16 protein-coding genes and 1 tRNA gene are annotated in these 18,437 nt (G+C 67.8%); 12 read left to right on the plus strand and 5 right to left on the minus strand.

Annotation, left to right across the window (positions count from 1 at the left end; translation table 11 throughout):
- Positions 1–65: 65 nt before the first annotated feature.
- The 4 genes from KHC23_RS09690 to KHC23_RS09705 form a co-directional block, all read right to left on the minus strand.
- A complete protein-coding gene (locus tag KHC23_RS09690; RefSeq protein ID WP_213371912.1) occupies positions 66–854 on the minus strand; it encodes an aminotransferase class IV in 789 nt (262 codons plus the stop codon).
- Positions 851–1,429, minus strand: a complete 579-nt coding sequence (locus tag KHC23_RS09695; protein ID WP_213371914.1) for an anthranilate synthase component II — start codon at positions 1,427–1,429, stop codon at positions 851–853. Before KHC23_RS09695 ends, KHC23_RS09690 begins: the two co-directional genes overlap by 4 nt.
- Positions 1,426–2,853, minus strand: a complete 1,428-nt coding sequence (pabB, locus tag KHC23_RS09700; protein ID WP_213371916.1) for an aminodeoxychorismate synthase component I — start codon at positions 2,851–2,853, stop codon at positions 1,426–1,428. Before pabB ends, KHC23_RS09695 begins: the two co-directional genes overlap by 4 nt.
- Before the next feature lie 139 nt (positions 2,854–2,992).
- The gene (locus KHC23_RS09705) at positions 2,993–3,379 is read right to left on the minus strand and encodes a DUF4189 domain-containing protein (RefSeq protein WP_213371918.1); all 387 of its coding nucleotides are present in this window, start codon (positions 3,377–3,379) and stop codon (positions 2,993–2,995) included.
- A gap of 281 nt (positions 3,380–3,660) precedes the next feature.
- Here KHC23_RS09705 and KHC23_RS09710 point away from each other — a divergent pair, with 281 nt between their 5' ends.
- From KHC23_RS09710 to KHC23_RS09735, 6 genes are all read left to right on the plus strand, one after another.
- The gene (locus KHC23_RS09710; protein ID WP_213371920.1) at positions 3,661–4,647 is read left to right on the plus strand and encodes a tripartite tricarboxylate transporter substrate binding protein BugD; all 987 of its coding nucleotides are present in this window, start codon (positions 3,661–3,663) and stop codon (positions 4,645–4,647) included.
- 83 nt (positions 4,648–4,730) lie between these two features.
- Positions 4,731–5,222, plus strand: coding sequence for a tripartite tricarboxylate transporter TctB family protein (locus KHC23_RS09715; RefSeq protein ID WP_213371922.1), 492 nt, complete (start codon positions 4,731–4,733; stop codon positions 5,220–5,222).
- A 15-nt stretch (positions 5,223–5,237) separates the two neighbouring features.
- On the plus strand, positions 5,238–6,737 hold the full coding sequence (locus KHC23_RS09720) for a tripartite tricarboxylate transporter permease (RefSeq protein WP_213371924.1): 1,500 nt from the start codon (positions 5,238–5,240) through the stop codon (positions 6,735–6,737).
- 134 nt (positions 6,738–6,871) lie between these two features.
- Positions 6,872–6,947: transfer RNA gene (locus KHC23_RS09725), tRNA-Lys, on the plus strand.
- 644 nt (positions 6,948–7,591) lie between these two features.
- Complete coding sequence (locus tag KHC23_RS09730) at positions 7,592–7,780, plus strand: hypothetical protein (RefSeq protein WP_213371926.1); 189 nt, start codon at positions 7,592–7,594, stop codon at positions 7,778–7,780.
- A 66-nt stretch (positions 7,781–7,846) separates the two neighbouring features.
- A complete protein-coding gene (locus KHC23_RS09735; RefSeq protein ID WP_213371928.1) occupies positions 7,847–8,743 on the plus strand; it encodes a transglutaminase family protein in 897 nt (298 codons plus the stop codon).
- Positions 8,744–8,825: 82 nt separating this feature from the next.
- On the opposite strand, the gene KHC23_RS09740 is transcribed toward KHC23_RS09735, so the two are convergent.
- The gene (locus KHC23_RS09740; protein WP_213371930.1) at positions 8,826–9,923 is read right to left on the minus strand and encodes an alkene reductase; all 1,098 of its coding nucleotides are present in this window, start codon (positions 9,921–9,923) and stop codon (positions 8,826–8,828) included.
- Between the two features lie 189 nt (positions 9,924–10,112).
- On the opposite strand from KHC23_RS09740, the gene KHC23_RS09745 reads away from it, so the two are divergent.
- The 6 genes from KHC23_RS09745 to KHC23_RS09770 all read left to right on the plus strand — a co-directional run bounded on the left by KHC23_RS09745 (position 10,113) and on the right by KHC23_RS09770 (position 18,430).
- The gene (locus tag KHC23_RS09745; RefSeq protein ID WP_213371932.1) at positions 10,113–11,405 is read left to right on the plus strand and encodes a nicotinate phosphoribosyltransferase; all 1,293 of its coding nucleotides are present in this window, start codon (positions 10,113–10,115) and stop codon (positions 11,403–11,405) included.
- A 381-nt stretch (positions 11,406–11,786) separates the two neighbouring features.
- Positions 11,787–13,076 carry an SH3 domain-containing protein gene (locus KHC23_RS09750; RefSeq protein ID WP_213371934.1) on the plus strand — a complete coding sequence of 430 codons (1,290 nt, stop codon included), beginning with the start codon at positions 11,787–11,789 and terminating at the stop codon, positions 13,074–13,076.
- A gap of 130 nt (positions 13,077–13,206) precedes the next feature.
- Positions 13,207–14,199, plus strand: a complete 993-nt coding sequence (locus tag KHC23_RS09755) for a Gfo/Idh/MocA family protein (protein WP_213371936.1) — start codon at positions 13,207–13,209, stop codon at positions 14,197–14,199.
- 11 nt (positions 14,200–14,210) lie between these two features.
- Entirely contained in the window at positions 14,211–15,365 is a 1,155-nt protein-coding gene (locus tag KHC23_RS09760) for a DegT/DnrJ/EryC1/StrS family aminotransferase (protein ID WP_213371938.1), read from the plus strand.
- A gap of 144 nt (positions 15,366–15,509) precedes the next feature.
- Complete coding sequence (murJ, locus tag KHC23_RS09765) at positions 15,510–17,060, plus strand: murein biosynthesis integral membrane protein MurJ (RefSeq protein ID WP_213371940.1); 1,551 nt, start codon at positions 15,510–15,512, stop codon at positions 17,058–17,060.
- 137 nt (positions 17,061–17,197) lie between these two features.
- On the plus strand, positions 17,198–18,430 hold the full coding sequence (locus tag KHC23_RS09770; RefSeq protein WP_213371942.1) for an efflux RND transporter periplasmic adaptor subunit: 1,233 nt from the start codon (positions 17,198–17,200) through the stop codon (positions 18,428–18,430).
- Positions 18,431–18,437: the final 7 nt, after the last annotated feature.

Genomic DNA, 18,437 nt, shown 5'->3' on the forward strand with positions numbered 1-18,437 from the left:
TATGATGACGCAAACTTCACGTCCTTCTGTCGGCAAATGAAAAGACGTGAAGGAGGCAGGGGGAATTATCTGTCATTATATTCGGTTCGAAGTACAAGTTCCTGCAATCTGTTGACCATGTCGGTGCCGTCTCCCAGTAAAGCGCCGTCCAGCGAGCGGACGGGGCGCAGAAAGCGCACCGAGTTGGTCACGAACACCGCGTCCGCCCCGGCCAGCGCCTGCGGTGCCAGCGGGCGCTCCTCGACGGCGATCCCGAGCGCGGGCGCGGCCTCGATCACCAGCGCGCGCATGATGCCGGGCAGGCAGCCCTCGGCCAGCGAGGGGGTGATCAGCCGGCCGGCGATGAGCGCGAAGACGTTGGCGATGGTGGTGCAGGCGACGCGGCCCTTTGTGTTGAGGATCAGCGCGTCGTCGACCCCCGCCGCCGCCGCCTCGCGCGCGGCGAGGATGTGGTCGAGATAGCCGAGCGTCTTGAGGTTGGTGGTGGGCGAGTATTCGTTGCGCCGGCCGGTGGCGGTAATCAGCCGCGCCGGTTGGCCGAGCAGGGCGGGGGTCCACGGCGCGGTGGAGACAATGAGCGTCGGCGCGCCGGCGCTGGCCGGCCACAGCCCGCGCGCGGCCGTTCCCCGCGTCACCGTGGTGCGGATGATGGCCGGCGCCGGGGTGAGCGCGCCGTCGAGGGCGGCCTCGATCGCCCCGGCCCCGATGGCGATGCCGATCGCCTGCGCCGCCGCGACCAGCCGCGCGACATGGCGGGCGCGGGCGAACACGGCGCCGTCCCGCGCCAGCGCGGTGTCGAACACGCCGTCGCCGAGGGTGAAGCCGCGATCCTCGCTGCCGACCGTCCCGCTCACGCCGCGCTCTCCCGCGCCAGCTCCAGGAAATTCGCCATCAGCTCGTAGCCCTGCCGGGTCAGCACCGATTCCGGGTGGAACTGCACGCCATAGGTGGGGTGCGCGCGATGGGCGAGGCCCATGATCTCGCCATCCTCGCTCCAGGCGGTGGCCATGAGCGCTGCGCTCTCGTCCAGTTCCACCGCCAGCGAATGGTAGCGCCCGGCGGGGAAGGGCGAGGGCAGGCGGGCGAAGACATCCGTGCCGGCGTGGCGGACCGGCGAGGCGCGCCCGTGCATCGGCTGCTTCGCCCGCACCACCCGCCCGCCAAAGGCCTGGCCGATGCATTGGTGGCCGAGGCAGATGCCGAGAATGGGCAGCCGGCCCGACAGCGCGCGCACCGCCTCCAGCGAGATGCCGGCCTCGTTGGGCGAGCAGGGTCCCGGCGAGATCACCAGCGCCTGCGGGCGCATCCGCTCGATCGCGGCGAGGTCCAGCGCGTCGTTGCGGGCGACCGTGACCTCCTCGCCGAGTTCGCCGAGGTAGCGCGCCACGTTGAAGACGAAGCTGTCGTAATTGTCGATCAGCAGGATCATGGCAGCACCTCCGGGGCGAAGGCGCGAAAAAGCCGCTCGGCCTTGGTCAGGCTCTCGGCGTGCTCGGCCGCCGGGTCGGACAGGGTGGTGATGCCGCCGCCGACGCCGAAGCTGGCGTTGAACCCGCCCGGTCCCTTCTCCACCGTCACCGTGCGGATGGCGATGTTGAAATCCATCGTGCCGTCGAAGCCGATATAGCCGATGGAGCCGCAATAGACCCCGCGCGGGCGCCCCTCCAGTTCGCGGATGATCTCCATGGCGCGTATCTTCGGCGCGCCGGTGATCGAGCCGCCGGGAAAGGAAGCCGCCATCAGGTCGAGCCCGTCGCGACCCTCCTGCAGCGTGCCGGTCACCACCGAGACGAGGTGATGCACATTGGCGTAGGTCTCCAGCCCGCACAGGCGCGGCACCTTCACCGTGCCCGGCCGGCAGACCCGCGAGAGGTCGTTGCGCAAGAGGTCGACGATCATCACGTTCTCGGCGCGGTCCTTCTCGCTGGCGGTGAGTTCGCGGCCGCGGAAGGCGTCGAGCGTCGGCTCCACCGAGCGCGGCACCGTGCCCTTGATCGGGCGGGTCTCCACCTCGCCGCCCTGAAGCTTCACGAAGCGTTCGGGCGAGGACGAGGCGATGATGCGGTCCTCGCCGGCGATCAGCGCCGCGAAGGTCGCCGGGTTGGCGCGGCGAAGCCGGTCGTAGAGCGCGAGCGGGTCGAGGCTTCCCGCCATCGCCTCGAAGCGCTGGGTGAAATTGGCCTGGAAGATGTCGCCGGCGCGGATGTAGTCGATCACCCGCGCCACCGCGCGGCGATAGCCTTCGGCGTCGAAATTCGAGCGCCAGCCCTCCACCGTCACCGGCGGGCCGAGCGGGGCTTCGGGCGCCGCCAGCCGCGCGCTCGCCTCGGCCAGCCGCTCGCGGGCGCGGCGGGCGCGGCGGGCGGGGGCGCTCTCCGGCCAGCCGGTGGAAATGAGGAAGGCACGCTTGGCGACGACGTCGAAGGTGGCGACGACGTCGTAGAAGCCGAAATCGACCTCCGGCCCTTCGCCGGGCTCGGGCTGCGGGGTCGGGAAGCGGTCGAACAGGCGGCCGGCCTCATAGGCGACATAGCCCGCCGCCCCGGCCTGAAAGCCGGCCTCGCCGGGCAGGCGCGGCTGGGCATAGGCCTTGAGCCGCGCGCGCAGGGCCTCCAGCGGGGCGCCCTCCTCGCGCTCGCCGTTCCAGCGCGGCACGCCGGCCTCGACACGGAAGCGGCCGAACGGCTCGGCCATCACATAGGACCAGCGCCCGAGCAGGGGGTGGCGCATCGCGCTGTCGAGAAAGGTGAGGCCGGCCACCGGCGCGCCTTCCCGGCGGCCGAGCCGGCGCGCGGCCTGCCACGGGTCCTGCCAGGCGATTTCGACGACGAGGGGGGGCGGCTCCTGAATCATGCATGGAATATGGAACGTCGCGGCCCGCCTTCCTAGAGCACCCGCTGACAACCGGGCCGGCGCCACGCCGTCCGGCGACACGGGCGGCCGGACGGGCTGGCAATCCGAAACGGTACGTCGATCCGAAGCGGTACGGCGCTCAGAGGATCGACGAGGGCGCGCAATAGGTGTCGTGGATATTGCACCCTTCCGCGCCGGTCGCCGCGCATTCCCGTATCGCGCCGTTCTGCGATTGCGCGCGCGAGGTGCCCGAGGCCAGGCCCAGCCGGTCCCGGCTCGTCGCGCGGGCCAGCGAGACGCACATATTCGCGCCGGACATGGCGACCTCGCAGTCGGTGGCGCCGCCGGTCTGGCACTCCGACATGGCCTTCGCCCGGACTTCGGCATCCGAACCGCCTTTGGCGAAGCCGACGGTTCCGGTCGATTTGCTGTAGGCGGCGGCCACATAGGTTGCCTCATCGGCAAGGGCCTGCCCGCTGAGGGCGAGGGTCAGGGCGATCAGGGCGGCGACAGGTCTAATTCTCATGCGGGGGCCTCCGGCTGGATTTTCCACCGGCCGCAGGAGTTCGAAAGGGGACCGGCCGGCGGATTATGGCACTCCGGTGTGGCATTTGTCTGTACGCTCCGGACAGGATCGACGCCCGCGCCGCCGCTTCGGGCGGTGGCGCTCCCGGACGCCTTGGACCAAAGCGTCACTTGACGCCCCGTCATGCGGATGATGGCTTATCGGGTCTCACGACGGCGTTTCGCGAAGGCAGGCGCGGTCACATAAAAGTACTGCGAAAAATCAGGTCTCGGGAGGGACGCATGACGACACTAAAGGGGGTTGCCGCCGGCCTGGCGGCGCTGGCGCTCGGCGCCCTGCCGCTCGCGGCCGCGAAGGCGCAGGATTTCCCAAGCCGGCCGGTGACCATGGTCGTACCGTTCGCGGCCGGCGGCCCGACCGACACGGTGGCGCGCCTCATCGCCGAATCGATGTCGCGCTCGCTCGGCCAGCAGGTGGTGGTCGAGAATGTCGGCGGCGCCGGCGGCACGCGCGGCGCCGGGCAGGTGGCGAAGGCCACGCCGGACGGCTACACCATTCTTCTCCACCATATCGGGCAGGCGACGGCCGCCACGCTGTATCGCAAGCTGCCCTACAACGTGCTGACCGATTTCGAGGAGGTCGGCCTCGTCACCGACGTGCCGATGACCGTCATCGGCAAGTCGACGCTGGAGCCCAAGGACGCCGCCGAACTGATCGCCTATGTGAAGGAGAACAAGGACGCGGTGATCTACGGCAATGCCGGCGTCGGCTCGGCCTCGCATCTGTGCGGCATGCTGTTCATGTCGGCGCTGGGCACGCAGATGACGACGGTGCCCTATCAGGGAACCGGCCCGGCGATGAATGACCTCGTCGGCGGCCAGATCGACCTGCTGTGCGACCAGACCACCAACACTACCGGCCAGATCAAGGCCGGCAAGGTGAAGGCCTATGGCGTCACCACCAAGGAGAAGGTGAAGTCGCTTCCCGACATCCCGACCCTCGATGCTTCCGGCATGCCCGGCTTCGAGGTCGCGGTCTGGCACGGGCTGTACGCGCCCAAGGGCACGCCGAAGGCGGAGATCGACAAGCTGAATGCCGCCCTCGTCACCGCGCTGCAGGACCCCAAGGTCATCGCCCGCTTCGCCGATCTCGGCACCGAGCCGGTGGCGCTGGAGCGCGCCACGCCGCAGGTGCACCAGGAGTTCCTCGCGGCGGAAGTCGCCAAGTGGAAGCCGGTGATCGAGCAGGCCGGCGTGTTCGCCGACTGACGACACGCCTCTCCCCTCCCGCCGGCCTGCCGCATCGACGCGGCGGGCCGGCGCCTCCGTTCCCGCCCGGCGGATAAGGTGCCATGACGCGCTTCGTCAAAAGTCCCAAGGAGGTCGCCAGCGGCCTGCTGCTCGTCTTCCTCGCCGCCTTCTTCGCCTGGCAGGCGATGGGGCTGCCGATGGGCCGCGCGGTCCGCATGGGGCCGGGCTATTTCCCGATGATCCTCGCCGGTCTCCTCGGTCTGTTCGGCCTCATCGTCCTTCTCTCCGGTCTTACGCTCCACCCGGTGGAGGACGAGGACGAGACGCAGCGCATCGGCTTCAGCCGCTGGCCATGGGTGCCGCTGGGACTCGTGACGCTCGCACTGGTTGTGTTCGGCCTCGGCATCCGCCCGCTGGGCCTGGGGCCGTCCATGGGGCTGGCGGTGTTTCTCTCCACCCTGGCGAGCCGGCGCTTCAGGCTGACCACCGCGCTGCTCTCGTCCTTCATCATGGTGGCCTTTTCCTGGGCCGTGTTCATCAAGGGTCTCGGCCTGCCGCTGCCCATGCTGGGCCCGTGGCTCGGCGGTTACTGAGCGGGAGCGGGCCACATGGAAATCTTCGACAATCTCGCCCTCGGCTTCTCCGTCGCCGTCAGCTTCCAGAACATCTTCTACTGCTTCATCGGCGTGCTCCTGGGCACGCTGATCGGCGTGCTGCCGGGCCTTGGCCCGGTGCCGACCATCGCCATGCTGCTGCCGATCACCTTCGGCCTGCCGCCGGTCTCGGCGCTGATCATGCTGTCGGGAATCTATTACGGCGCGCAGTATGGCGGCTCGACCACGGCGATACTGATCAACCTGCCCGGGGAGAGTTCCTCCGTCGTCACCGCCATCGACGGCTATCAGATGGCCCGCAAGGGCCGCGCCGGGGCGGCGCTCGCCACCGCCGCGCTCGGCTCGTTCTTCGCCGGTTCGGTGGCGACCTTCCTGCTCGCCGTGTTCGCCCCGCCGCTGGCCGATCTCGCGCTGAAGTTCGGTCCGCCGGAATATTTCGCCCTGATGGTGCTGGGCCTGGTCGCCTCCGTGGCGCTCGCCGCCGGCTCGGTGGTGAAGGCGCTGGCGATGGTGGTGCTGGGCATCCTGCTCGGCCTGTCCGGCCAGGACGTCTATACCGGCACGCCGCGCTTCACCTTCGACATGCTGGAACTCGCCGACGGCATCGCATTCGTGGCGCTGGCCATGGGCGTGTTCGGCATCGGCGAGATCGTCCGCAACCTGGAGGATGAGCACACCCGCACCGTCATGGTGCAGAAAGTGAAGGGGCTGCTGCTCTCCAGGGACGACATCAGGCGCATCATCGGTCCCATCCTCCGCGGCACCTTCATAGGCTCCTTCCTCGGCATCCTTCCGGGAGGCGGGGCGATCCTCTCATCCTTCTCGGCCTATTCGATCGAGAAGAAGATCTCCCGCCACCCGGAGCAGTTCGGCAAGGGCGCGATCGAGGGCGTGGCGGGGCCGGAGAGCGCCAACAATGCCGGTGCGCAGACTTCGTTCATCCCGATGCTCACCCTCGGCATCCCGTCCAACCCGGTGATGGCGCTGATGATCGGTGCGCTGATCATTCAGGGCATCGTGCCGGGGCCGAATGTGGTGAACGAACAGCCGACCCTGTTCTGGGGCATCATCGCCTCGATGTGGATCGGCAACTTCATGCTGGTGGTGCTGAACTTGCCGCTGATCGGAATCTGGGTGCGGCTGCTCACCGTGCCCTACCATATATTGTTTCCGCTCATCGTCGGCTTCTGCTGCATCGGCGTCTACAGCGTCAACAATAACGCCATCGACGTTTTCACCATGGCGCTGTTCGGGGTGGTCGGCTACGTGCTGGTGAAGCTCGACTGCGAGCCGGCGCCGCTGCTGCTCGGCTTCATCATCGGGCCGATGCTGGAGGAGTATCTGCGCCGCGCCATGCTGATTTCGCGCGGCGACCCGACCGTGTTCTTCACCCGGCCGATCTCGGCGACCATGCTGGGGCTGGCGGTGCTCGCACTGGTGGTGGTGCTGTTGCCCTCGGTGCGCAAGAAGCGCGAGGAGGCGTTCCAGGAGTAGTCTCCCCCGACGTTTGCCATAAGCCGTTTCAGCGATGGGCTGGGGAAAGATCAGGAAGCGGACCCGACCCTATGGACAGGCCCATAGGCCTCTGCTACACGACCCCCCGTCCGCAAGGCTACGGTCTGCGGCGGGGGCGCATAGCTCAGTTGGTAGAGCAGCTGACTCTTAATCAGCGGGTCCTAGGTTCGAGCCCTAGTGCGCCCACCAAATTCCGATCCTTCGGAGTTTTGGCGGAAACCCGAGGTGAATATCGCTTCGCCCGGGCTGGAATGTGATAGGTAATTCCGGCCCGATGGTCCCCTTCGATGAGGGGCATTTTTTACTCTTACTTTTGTGCCATGACGGTTTCTTGACCGGACGACGCCTGCGCGTTGCCGCATGAATGTGGTGATCACAGGCGGTCGTGCTCCGGCCGGTCCGCTCGGGGAGGCGACATCATCGACCAGTCATCCGTACTTTGTGCCCATTGCCAGCGCTGCGGGAGGCGGTCCGCGCTAGGGCGTGCCGACGCGTCGGCGCTGGCACCGCCGGCCAATGGAGAAGCGCGGCCGCGCCTGCGCTGCGATATGTGCGGGGGACGACAGGTCAAGCTGTTCAACGCCAGCGGGCCGGTCGAGATGCTGGCTTTTCTTAACGGCCGGATATGAGGCGAGGGCCTCCCTGCACACCCCCCGCGTGCCTTCGAAACGAATGCCGAGTTCGCGCGTTAGGCTTCGCAACAGGCAAACAGGCGAGGCGTTGCGATGGCACATCCGACGAATGAACCCGGGTCCACCGCGGGAAGACCTTCCGACGAGTCGGCCAACACAGGGTTGTCAAACGATCAGGGGACCCCGCGGCCGGTCGGTGGAATGGGCGCCAAGCCGGCGCCAGGTCCGACCGGCCATGCGGACGAGCGTACGCGTCTTGTTGATCGCACGCCTGGTTTGGCCAGCGTGCCCGGTGCACTCGCCACGCCGTCGGAGCGCCGTTATTCCTTTCATGCGCTCATTGCCATGGGCATTCTGGGCTTTACTCTTGGCCGGCTGTTTTCCCGCTGAACCAACTGCCGGCGGCACCGCGCGGGTGGTGGACGCACCGCCCGCTATTCCGCCTGGGACCCGATCATGCAGACCCTGACCGTCCGACACATCACCCGCTACAGCTATGCCAACCCGGTTACCTTTCACGCGCATAGGCTCATGCTGCGGCCGCGCGACAGCCATGACCTGCGTCTGGTGGGCGCGGAGATCGCGCTGTCGCCGCATGGTACGATGCGCTGGATCCACGACGTGTTCGGCAATTCCGTTGCCATCGTTGAATTCCCGGAGCCGTCGAACGAGCTTGAGATCGAAAGCGTGCTCACGCTGGAGCGGTATGGCCTCGGCGGCCTCGTCTTCGAAATCGAGGAAAGTGCCAAAACGTACCCGTTCGTTTATTCGCCGGATGACCGCATCGACCTCGGCCGCATGCTGGACCCGCATTACCCCGACCCGAACGGCGAATTGGAGGGCTGGGCGAAAGGCTTCGTCGCCGCGCGCCCGACCGACACGATGGCGCTACTGACCGACATCAACAACAGCATCCACCAGAACTTCAGCTACAATCTGCGCATCGAAGAGGGCACGCAGGCACCGCTCGATACGCTGCATCTCGGCACCGGCTCTTGCCGCGACTTCGCGCTGCTGCTGATCGAGACCGCCCGCGCGCTGGGCTTCGGCGCCCGCTTCGTGACCGGCTATCTCTACGATCCGGCACTCGATGGTGACGAGTCCACGGTGGTGGGCGCCGGCGCCACCCATGCCTGGGCGGATATTTACCTGCCCGGGGCAGGGTGGGTCGAATTCGACCCGACCAATGGCACGATCGCCGCCGACAACCTCATCCGCGTCGCGGTCACCCGCGATCCCAGCCAGGCGGTGCCGGTGGCGGGTGGCTTTACCGGCATGACCGGCGACTATCTTGGCATGAATGTCGAGGTGTCTGTGCGCTCGGGGCGGCCGGAGGCGCCTCTGGCAGCCTGAGCCGACGAGGCGCGGCGGCAAACGCGTCGATAGGAAAGGCCCGCCGGTTGGCGGGCCTTCGTGTGTCTGCGCGGGCGTCCGTTCAGGCGTCGGCCTTGTCCAGCGTCGGGTAGTCGATATAGCCCTCGGCACCGCCGCCATAGAGATGGTCGCGGTCGAGTTCGTTGAAGGCGACGCCGCGGCGCAGGCGCTCCACTGCGTCGGGCGAGGAGACGAACGGCTTGCCGAAGGCGACGAGGTCCGCCTTGCCGCTGGCGACGGCGGCCTCGGCCAGCGCCTTATCGTAGCCGTTATTGACCATCCAGGTGCCGCTGAAGCGGGTGCGGAGCGCCTCGAAGTCGAAGTCCGGCACGATGTCGCGTGGGCCACCGGTGGCACCCTCGATCATGTGCACATAAACCGGGTGCAGGCTCTCCACGACGTCGAGCACATGGTTGAACAAGGGCTGCGGGTCGCTGTCGGTCATGCCGCTGGCCGGGGTGACGGGAGAAAGCCGCAGGCCGGTGCGCTCCGGCCCGATCTCGGCGGTGACCGCCTGCAGCACCTCCGTCAGGAAGCGGGTGCGGTTCTCGATCGAGCCGCCATAGGCGTCGGTGCGTCTGTTGGCGCCATCGCGCAGGAACTGGTCGATCAGATAGCCGTTGGCGCCGTGGATCTCCACACCGTCGAAGCCGGCGAGGAGGGCGTTGGCCGACGCCTTGCGGAAATCGTCGACAATGCCGGGAATCTCCTCCAGCGTCAGGGCCCGCGGCTCGTCGACATTGGCATAGCCATTGTTGACATAGGTCTGGGTCTCGGCGCGCACGGCGGAGGGGGCGAGAGGAGCGGCGCCACCCGGCTGCAGCGAGCGGTGGGAGACGCGGCCGACATGCCAGAGCTGCACGAAGATGTGGCCGCCGGCGGCGTGGACGGCGTCGGTGATCTTCCTCCAGCCCTCGATCTGCGCCTCAGTGAAGAGCCCGGGCGTGTCCTGATAGCCCTGGGCGGTGGCGGAGATCTGTGTGGCTTCGGTGATGATCAGCCCGGCGCTGGCGCGCTGGCGATAATACTCGACCGCGAGCGGCGAGGGGACGAGGCCGGCGCCGGCGCGATTGCGCGTCAGCGGGGCCATGACGATACGGCTGGACAGAGTGATTCCGCCGAGACGATAGGAATCGAAGAGGGACTTTATGGCCGCCAAGATGCGCTCCTGTCCGTTGGGGGGCCCGTATCTCAATACGGGGGTCGAAGCGCACTTAAGAGCGGCACGGGCCGGTTCCAAGGGGTAAGGCACGGCGATTGCGCTTTCGCCTCCTGATGCGCCTGACCGCTAGGAGATGCGGCCCGCCATCGGCTAGAAGGGGTGGCCGGGCAAACGGGACCTTTCCGCATGATCGACATCGCGTCGCGCGTCTACAATCACACTTGGAAGATCGACCCGATCGTCCGTTCCGTGCTCGACACGGATTTCTACAAGCTGCTGATGGCGCAGACGATCTACCGCCGGCACTTCCACACCCGCGTCACTTTCGGCATCATCAACCGCACCAAGAGCGTGCGCATCGCCGACTTCGTCGACGAGGGGGAACTGCGCGAGCAACTCGACCATGTGCGCACGCTGTCGCTGACACGCGGCGAATCGACGTGGCTGCGCGGCAACATGTTCTACGGCAAGCGGCAGATGTTCTCGCCGGACTTCATCGCCTGGCTGGAGACCTTTCGCTTTCCCGCCTATCACCTGGAGAAGCGCGAGGGCCAGTACGAGTTGACCTTCGAGGGGCCGTGGATCGAGACCACCATGTGGGAGATCCCGGCGCTTGCCATCATCAACGAACTGCGCTCGCGCGCCGTGCTGCGCAGCATGGGACGCTTCGAGCTGCAGGTGCTCTACGCCCGCGCCATGACGCGGGTGTGGGAAAAGGTCGAGCGGCTTAAGGCGCTGGGCGGCGCCGGCGTCGCCGATTTCGGAACCCGCCGCCGCCATGGCTTCCTGTGGCAGGACTGGTGCGTGCAGGCCATGATGGAGGGGCTGGGCGAGAGTTTCCTCGGTACCTCCAACTGCCTCATCGCGCTGCGGCGCGAGGTCGAGGCGACCGGCACCAACGCCCACGAATTGCCCATGGTCTATGCCGCGCTGGCTGACACCGACGCCGCTCTCGCACAGGCGCCCTACGAGGTGCTGGCCGACTGGCAGCAGGATTACGAGGGCAACCTTCTGGTCATCCTGCCCGACACGTTCGGCACCACCCATTTCCTCGAACGGGCACCGGACTGGGTCGCGGGATGGACCGGCATCCGAATCGACAGCAAGGACCCGATCGAAGGCGGCGAGGAGGCCCTGCGCTGGTGGCACGCACGCGGGCAGGAGCCGACGCAGAAGCTGGCCATCTTCTCCGATGCGCTCGACATCGGTGACATCGAGCGCATCTACCGGCACTTCCGCGGCCGCATGCGCATGGGTTTCGGCTGGGGGACCCTGCTCACCAACGATTTCCGTGGCTTCGCGCCGGACGGCCGTCTCGATCCCATCTCCATCGTCTGCAAGGTCATCTCGGCCGATGGGCGCCCGACAGTGAAGCTTTCCGACAATTCCACAAAGGCCATGGGGCCAGCCGACGAGATCGCCCGCTACCAGCGAATCTTCGGCGCGGTCAACGCACCGTCGCGGGTGGTGCTGGTGTAGGGAAGTCGAGATTTTCCCGCAACTTGCCGCGCTTGACGGGATAAGTTGATGGCTTCGCCGGAAGCGCGAGGCCAAGAGTTGCCGCAATCTTTGTTCATAAGGAAATTTCCGGCATGTGACATTCTTGCATCAAGATGGCAAATGCCGGTAAGTTGTCAGCCGTCGCATTCGAAGACGGTTACGGAACTCGGTCGGAAGCCCTCGGGTGCCGGCCCGAACGGACTGGAAGAACCCATGCGAAGTGGTCAGCGCTGCGCCAACGACCTTGCCGCCAGTGTCGGGCGACACTTTCGGGATGGGTGCCATGCCGAAGCTGTCACATTTGCGACCGATGCCCGCAGCTTCCTCCGCCTTTTCCCTGTAGCGTAGAGTCTCCGCGCCATGCCCACGTCATCGCAGGAGCCGCGCGGAACCGGGCTCTCCTCATCGCTTGTCTCGGACTTCCGGTCCATTCTCAGCACGCTTGAACAGGAAAAGTCCGGCGGCCACCCGGAGGAGGGGGCGGCCCATGAGGGGGCGTCTCCGGCCGCGCCTTCTGCCGCCGCCACGCAGCGCAGCGCCCGCCCGGCCGGCGCTTCCTCGCCCCGCTCCCTCGGGGATGTGCGCAGCCGCATCGCCGCTCTCGGCGACATGGGCGATGTTCTGACCGGCCGTGCCGCCGGGTCGAACCCGAGTTCCAGGACGGCGCCGACCGGCGGGCCGACCGCCGATGCCGCCCAGGCTGCCCGCCGCCGCAGCTTCGGCAGTTCGGCGCGCCCCGCTGGCGAGACCGACGCCCGGCGCAAACGCAGTGCCTCGAAGGACGTCATTACCTGGCAGCGGCTGGGCCTGCTCGCCGTCTTCATGGTGGTGGTCGGCGGTGGCGCGGTGATGCTGCAATCGCTTGCCGCGCGCGAGGAAGCGAAGGTGGCGCCCGAGGTCATCGGCAATGCAGCGGTGGCCAGCGTCGCGCCCTCTGCCCAGTTGCCGGACGCGCGCAACGTCGCTTCCGCCCGGACGGTGGAACTGGCCGGGTCCGCCATTGAGATCGCCGTGCCGACGGCGGCGGCCTCGTCGGTCCTTGCGAACAGCCCGCCCTCGGGCAGCCTGCCACCGATTCTGTTGAATGCGTCAGGCCGGTCCGACGCAGCCGCGAATCCCATTTCCGTAGCTCCCGAGGCTACGGCTTTCGCCGCACCGGAGCCTGCCGCGACGGCCCTTGTGCCGGCCGTCGCAACGGACGACATGACCGAGCCGGCCGTTGCTGCTTCTGACGCGGGGGCCGAGCCGGTAGCCGCAACGTCCGTGACGCTGCCGAAGGAGCCTCCTCTGCCGCCGGTGCGAGCGGTGGAACGCGAGGTGGCGGCGACGGCTCCGGCCGTGCCCGTGGAGGCGGCGGCCGAAGCCGTCGACGAGGGCGTTCTGCCCGCGGGCTTCGGCGGCGAACCGATCGGAACCGCTGTCACGCGGCGGCCGGTGACTATGCGCGCGGCGCCGAAGAAAGGTGCAACGGCCATCGGCAATCTACCGGGCGGCCAGAAGGTCGAACTCGTCACCTGCCAGCAATGGTGCGAGATCATCGTCGAGGGCAAGCGCGCCTTCGTCTACAAAAGCTTCGTCGACACCAGCGGCGTGGCGAGCGCCGCGGCTGCTGCCGAGGCCACGGACGAAGAAGCCACCGTCACCGAGTGACGACAATCGGTAACAGGTTGAAGCAATTAGTGAAGCCTTTGACGCCGCTTTGGGATTCGGCATCTCTCGCCACCCTCGGGACTGCGTGTTAGACCGCCGTCGTCAGATTCAGACGGAAGGATATTCCCGAATGGTGAAGGACCGGGGCGGGGCGGCAAAGCCCGTTCGCGTCGGCGTCGTTGGCGTCGGCATCATGGGTTACAACCATGCCCGCGTGCTCACCGATTTGCCGGGCGCCGAACTGGTCGGTATCGCCGATCCGGACGCCGGCCAGCGCGAGAAGGTGGCGGCGCTGCTCGGCTGCCACGCCTTCGCCAGCCTCGACGAACTGGTGGCGCAGGGGGCTGACGCGCTTATCATTGCCGCGCCCACGCATGTTCATCATGACGTCGCGCTCAGGGCGATCGATGCCGGCATGCACGTGCTGGTCGAGAAGCCGATTGCGCCGACGGTCGCGGAGGCGGAGGCCATCGTCGTCGCCGCCAGCGCGAAGGGCGTGGCGCTGGTGGTCGGCCATGTCGAGCGCTTCAATCCGGCGGTCGAGGCGGTGAAGAACGCTATTCGCGACGAGGAAATCCTCTCCATCGGTATCACCCGCGTCGGACCGTTTCCCCCGCGCATGTCGAATGTCGGCGTGGTGATCGACCTCGCCGTGCACGATATCGACCTGATCTGCCATTTCACCGGCTCGCACATCACCGAGGTGCAGCCCCAGATCAAGGCGGCGGTGGCCGAGCGCGAGGACATCGCTTTGCTGCAGTTCCGCACCGCCAACGGCGTGCTGGCGCACATTAACACCAACTGGCTGACGCCGTTCAAGGCACGCACCGTGCATGTCGCTACGCGCAAGAAGTATGTGATCGGTGATCTGTTGACCCGGCAGGTTACGGAGTATTTCGACTACAAGCCGGACGGCAGCTACTCGATGCGGCATCTGCCGGTGGCTTATGCCGAACCGCTGCGGCTCGAACTGCTGCGCTTCCTTGAAGCGGTGCGCGGCGATCGCCAGCCGGCCGTGACGGGCGAAGATGGCGTGGCCGCCATCGCCACCGCCATGCGCTGCCTCGAACCCCTTGAGCCGCCTGCCGATCCGGTGCCGCTGCGCGCCCGCGCCGCCGGCTGAGAGGAAGACCGATGAATTCGCATGTGAAGACCGATCAGGCTCCGATCCCCTTCGTCGACATCGCGGCGCAGCGGGCGCGGCTCGGCACCCGGATCGACGATGCCGTGGCGCGCGTGCTCGCCCATTGCCGGTTCATCAACGGGCCGGAAGTGACCGAACTGGAACAGCAACTGGCCGCCTTCGCCGGGGCCAGGCATGCCGTTGCCTGTTCCAGCGGCACCGATGCGCTGGCGATGATCCTGATGGCCTGGGGCGTGAAGCCGGGCGACGCGGTGTTCTGCCCGGCCTTCACCTTCTGCGCCACCGCCGAGGTGGTGCCGTGGGTGGGGGCGACCCCGGTCTTCGTCGACATTCTCGAAGACACCTTCAACATGGACCCGGCCAGCCTGGAAGCCGCCATCGCGGTGGCAAAGCGCGAGGGGCTGACGCCCAAGGTCGTGGTGCCGGTCGACCTGTTCGGCCAGCCCGCCGACATGGACGCCATCGCGGCGATCGCCGGCGCGAACGGGCTCAAGATGCTGTGCGACACGGCGCAGGGCTTCGGCGCCACCTGGAACGGCCGGCGCACCGGCTCCTTCGGCGACGCCACCGCCACCAGCTTCTTCCCGGCCAAGCCGCTCGGCTGCTATGGCGATGGCGGCGCGGTGCTCACCGATGACGACGACCTCGTGCCGGTGCTGAAGAGCGTGCGCGAGCACGGGCAGGGCGTCGACAAATACCAGAATGTGCGGCTCGGCATGACCGGCCGGCTCGACACTATTCAGGCGGCGGTGCTGCTGGAGAAGCTGGCGATCTTCGAGGACGAGATCGCCGCCCGCCAACGCGTCGCCCGCCGCTACGATGCGGCGCTGGCGGATGTGTGCACGGTGCCGGCGGTGGATGCGCGCGCCACCTCGGTGTGGGCGCAGTACACGATCCGGCTGCCGCACGGCGTGCGCGACGGGCTGGCGGCGGCGCTGCAGAAGGAAGGCGTGCCGACCGCAGTATATTACCGTCTGCCGATGCACCGCCAGCCGGCCTATGCGCAGCACCCAACGGCAGGCAACGGCCTGCCGGTGTGCGAAAAGCTGGCGGGCGAGGTGATCAGCCTGCCGATGCACCCCTATCTCGACGAGGCGGCGCAGGACCGCGTCATCGCCGCGCTGCGCCGCGCGCTCGGCGCCTGAGGCAGCGGGCGGCTTCCGCCAGCCGCAACTTGCGCCAGCCGTAACTTCCGGCAGCGGCGACTGGCGGGGCGCGGGCGGGGAGGCTAGCTTTCGCTGCGTGCCCGATTCGGGCTTCCGGCCGCTTTTCCGCTCCCTCGGCATCCCATGATACGCAGCATCTTCACGGTCGGCGGCTGGACGCTCCTCTCGCGGCTAACTGGGTTCGTGCGCGACATCGTCATGGCCGCCGTGCTCGGCGCCGGCCCGCTGGCGGACGCCTTCTACATCGCCTTCCGGCTGCCCAACCATTTCCGCTCCATCTTCGCCGAAGGGGCGTTCAACACCGCCTTCATCCCGGCCTTTGCGCGGGTGAAGACGGTGGAGGGCGAGGCGCAGGCACGGAAATTCGCCGACGGCATCCTGACGGGGGTGGTGCTGGTGCAGCTCGCGCTGCTTGCCGTCGCGCTGCTGGCGACCGGCTGGGTTGTAGCGACGCTGGCGCCGGGCCTGTCCGACGATCCCGAACGCTTCGCCCTCACGGTCGACTTCACCCGCATCACCTTTCCCTATCTCGGGCTGATCGCGGTGGTGACGCTGGTCGGCGGCGTGCTGAACGCCAATGACCGGTTCTGGGCGGCGGCAGCGGCCTCGATCCTGCTCAACGTGGCGATGGTCGGCACGCTGAGCGCGGCCGGGCTGTTTCCCACCGCCGGCCATGCGGCGGCATGGGGGGTGCTGATCTCCGGTTTCCTCCAGCTCGGCCTGCTGGTGTTCGATGCGGAGCGGCACGGGCTGGGTGTGCGCTTCGGCCGGCCACGGCTCGATGCCGACATGCGGGCCTTCCTGGTCGCGCTGGGGCCGGCGATCATCGGCTCGGCCGGCGTGCAGCTCGCGCTGTTCGCCGATACCATCATCGCCTCCTTCCTGCCGGAGGGCGCGGTGGCGGCGCTGTTCTATGCCGACCGCATCAACCAACTGCCGATCGGGGTGGTGGGCATCGCGGCGGGCATCGTGCTGCTGCCGGAGATGTCGCGGCGGATCGCCGCCGACGATCTGGAGGGCGCGCGCTTCGCGCAGTCGCGGGCGATCGAGCTGACGCTGCTGCTGGTGCTGCCATTTCTGGCCGCTGCGCTGACGATCCCGGAGATCATCATGCGCGGGCTGTTCATGCGCGGGGCGTTCACGCCCGAGGCGGCGGCGTCGGCGGGGGCAACGCTGGCCGCCTATGGCGTCGGGCTTGCGCCGTTCGTGGTGGTGCGCGCCTTCATGTCACCCTTCTATGCGCGCGGCGACACCCGGACCCCAGTGCTGGCGACACTCGGCGCGGCGGTGGTCAATATCGGGCTGAAGATCCTGCTGATGGGCAGCCTGGCGCAGGTGGGGCTGGCCTTCGCCACTTCGGTCGGCGGCTGGATCACCGTTCTCGTGCTCGCCATTCTGGCCCGCTGGCGCGGCTATGAGTGCGGCGACGGGCAATTGCTGCGCGCGCTGCCGCGGCTGGCTCTGATCGGTGCGGCGCTCGCCCTGACTCTGTTCGCCACCGCGCAGGTCGCCGGGCCCCGGCTGGCGGGGTTGACCTATGGTCGCGACGAGGCACTGCTGGTATTGTGCGTTGCAGCAGGGGGGGCGGTCTACGCGGCGCTGGTGCTCGCGCTCCTGGGCCGGCGCTACCTGATACAGCTTTTGCGCGGACGCCCTGCGGCGAGCCTCTCGTGACGATTTATTGCTTACGCGGTGCAACAAAACTGTGATAGTTCGCACCGTCGTCAGCGGCTCCGAATGCGGGGCGGACCCCTGACATGCGATCTCGGGACATGTCCCGAAATGCCCGAACAGCCTTTTCGGAGACGGATATGATGACCGCGCTGCCGCGCTTTTCCCTGGCTGCACTTGCCCTCGCCGCTCTCGCCCTGGCGGGCTGTTCCGAGCAGGATCAGGGGCAGCAGGCGGCACCGCCGCCGCCGACCGTGACCGTCGCCAAGCCGACCACGCGCACCATCACGGACTATGACGAGTATGTCGGCCGCTTCGCCGCCGTCGATCTGGTGAATGTCTATGCGCGGGTCTCGGGCTATCTCGAAAGCGTGTCGTTCACCGACGGCCAGATCGTGAAGCAGGGCGACCTGCTGTTTACCATCGACAAGCGGCCATTCCAGGTGGCGCACGATCAGGCCAAGGCAAATCTGGAGCGGGCGCAGGCCCAGCTCGACTTCGCCCAGTCCGACCTGCAGCGCGCCCAGACCCTGATCGACGACAAGACGTCGAACGCCATCTCCAAGCAGGCCTATGATCAGAGGTTGCAGAGCGAGCGCACGGCGCGCGCGGACGTGGCCGCCGCGCAGGCGGCGATGCAGGCGGCGCAGCTCGATCTCGACTTCACCGAACTGCGCTCGCCCGTGACCGGCCGCATCGGCGACCGCAAGGTGTCGGTCGGCAATCTGGTCACCGGCGGCTCGGGCGGCACCAACACCAACACCCTGCTCGCCACCATCGTGTCGCTGGACCCGATCTATTTCGAGTTCACCTATGACGAGGCGTCCTATCTGCGCTACCAGCGCATGGCGAAGGAAATGGGTGCCAAGGGGACGTCGATCCCGGTCAAGCTGGCGCTGATCGACGAGAAGGGCTTCACTCACGAAGGCAAGCTCGACTTCGTCGACAACCAGATCAGCGAAGACACCGGCACGATCCGCGGCCGCGCCACCTTCGCCAACCCGGATGCCGTCTTCACCCCCGGCATGTTCGGCCGCATCGAGGTGCCGTCCTCGGCGCCGCATCAGGCGCTGCTGGTGCCGGATGTCGCCATCGGCACCGAGCAGACGCGCAAATTCGTCTATGTGCTGCAGCCGGGCGACCAGCCGCAGGCGCCGCAGATGAAATACGTCACGCTCGGCCGCGCCCATGACGGCCAGCGCGTCATCAATAGCGGCCTCGACAAGGACGACCTCGTTGTCGTCAACGGGCTGATGCGCATCCGTCCGGGTGCGCAGGTGGTGGGCAAGCTGGAGGCCCCGCCGGCCACCCCGGCCGCCGGCACGGGAACGGCCGACGACGCCAAGCCCGCCGCCACCCCGCCCGCGAACTGAGCGCGGA

This window comes from Ancylobacter dichloromethanicus (assembly GCF_018390645.1).
In the GTDB taxonomy this organism is placed as follows: Bacteria; Pseudomonadota; Alphaproteobacteria; order Rhizobiales; family Xanthobacteraceae; genus Ancylobacter; species Ancylobacter dichloromethanicus.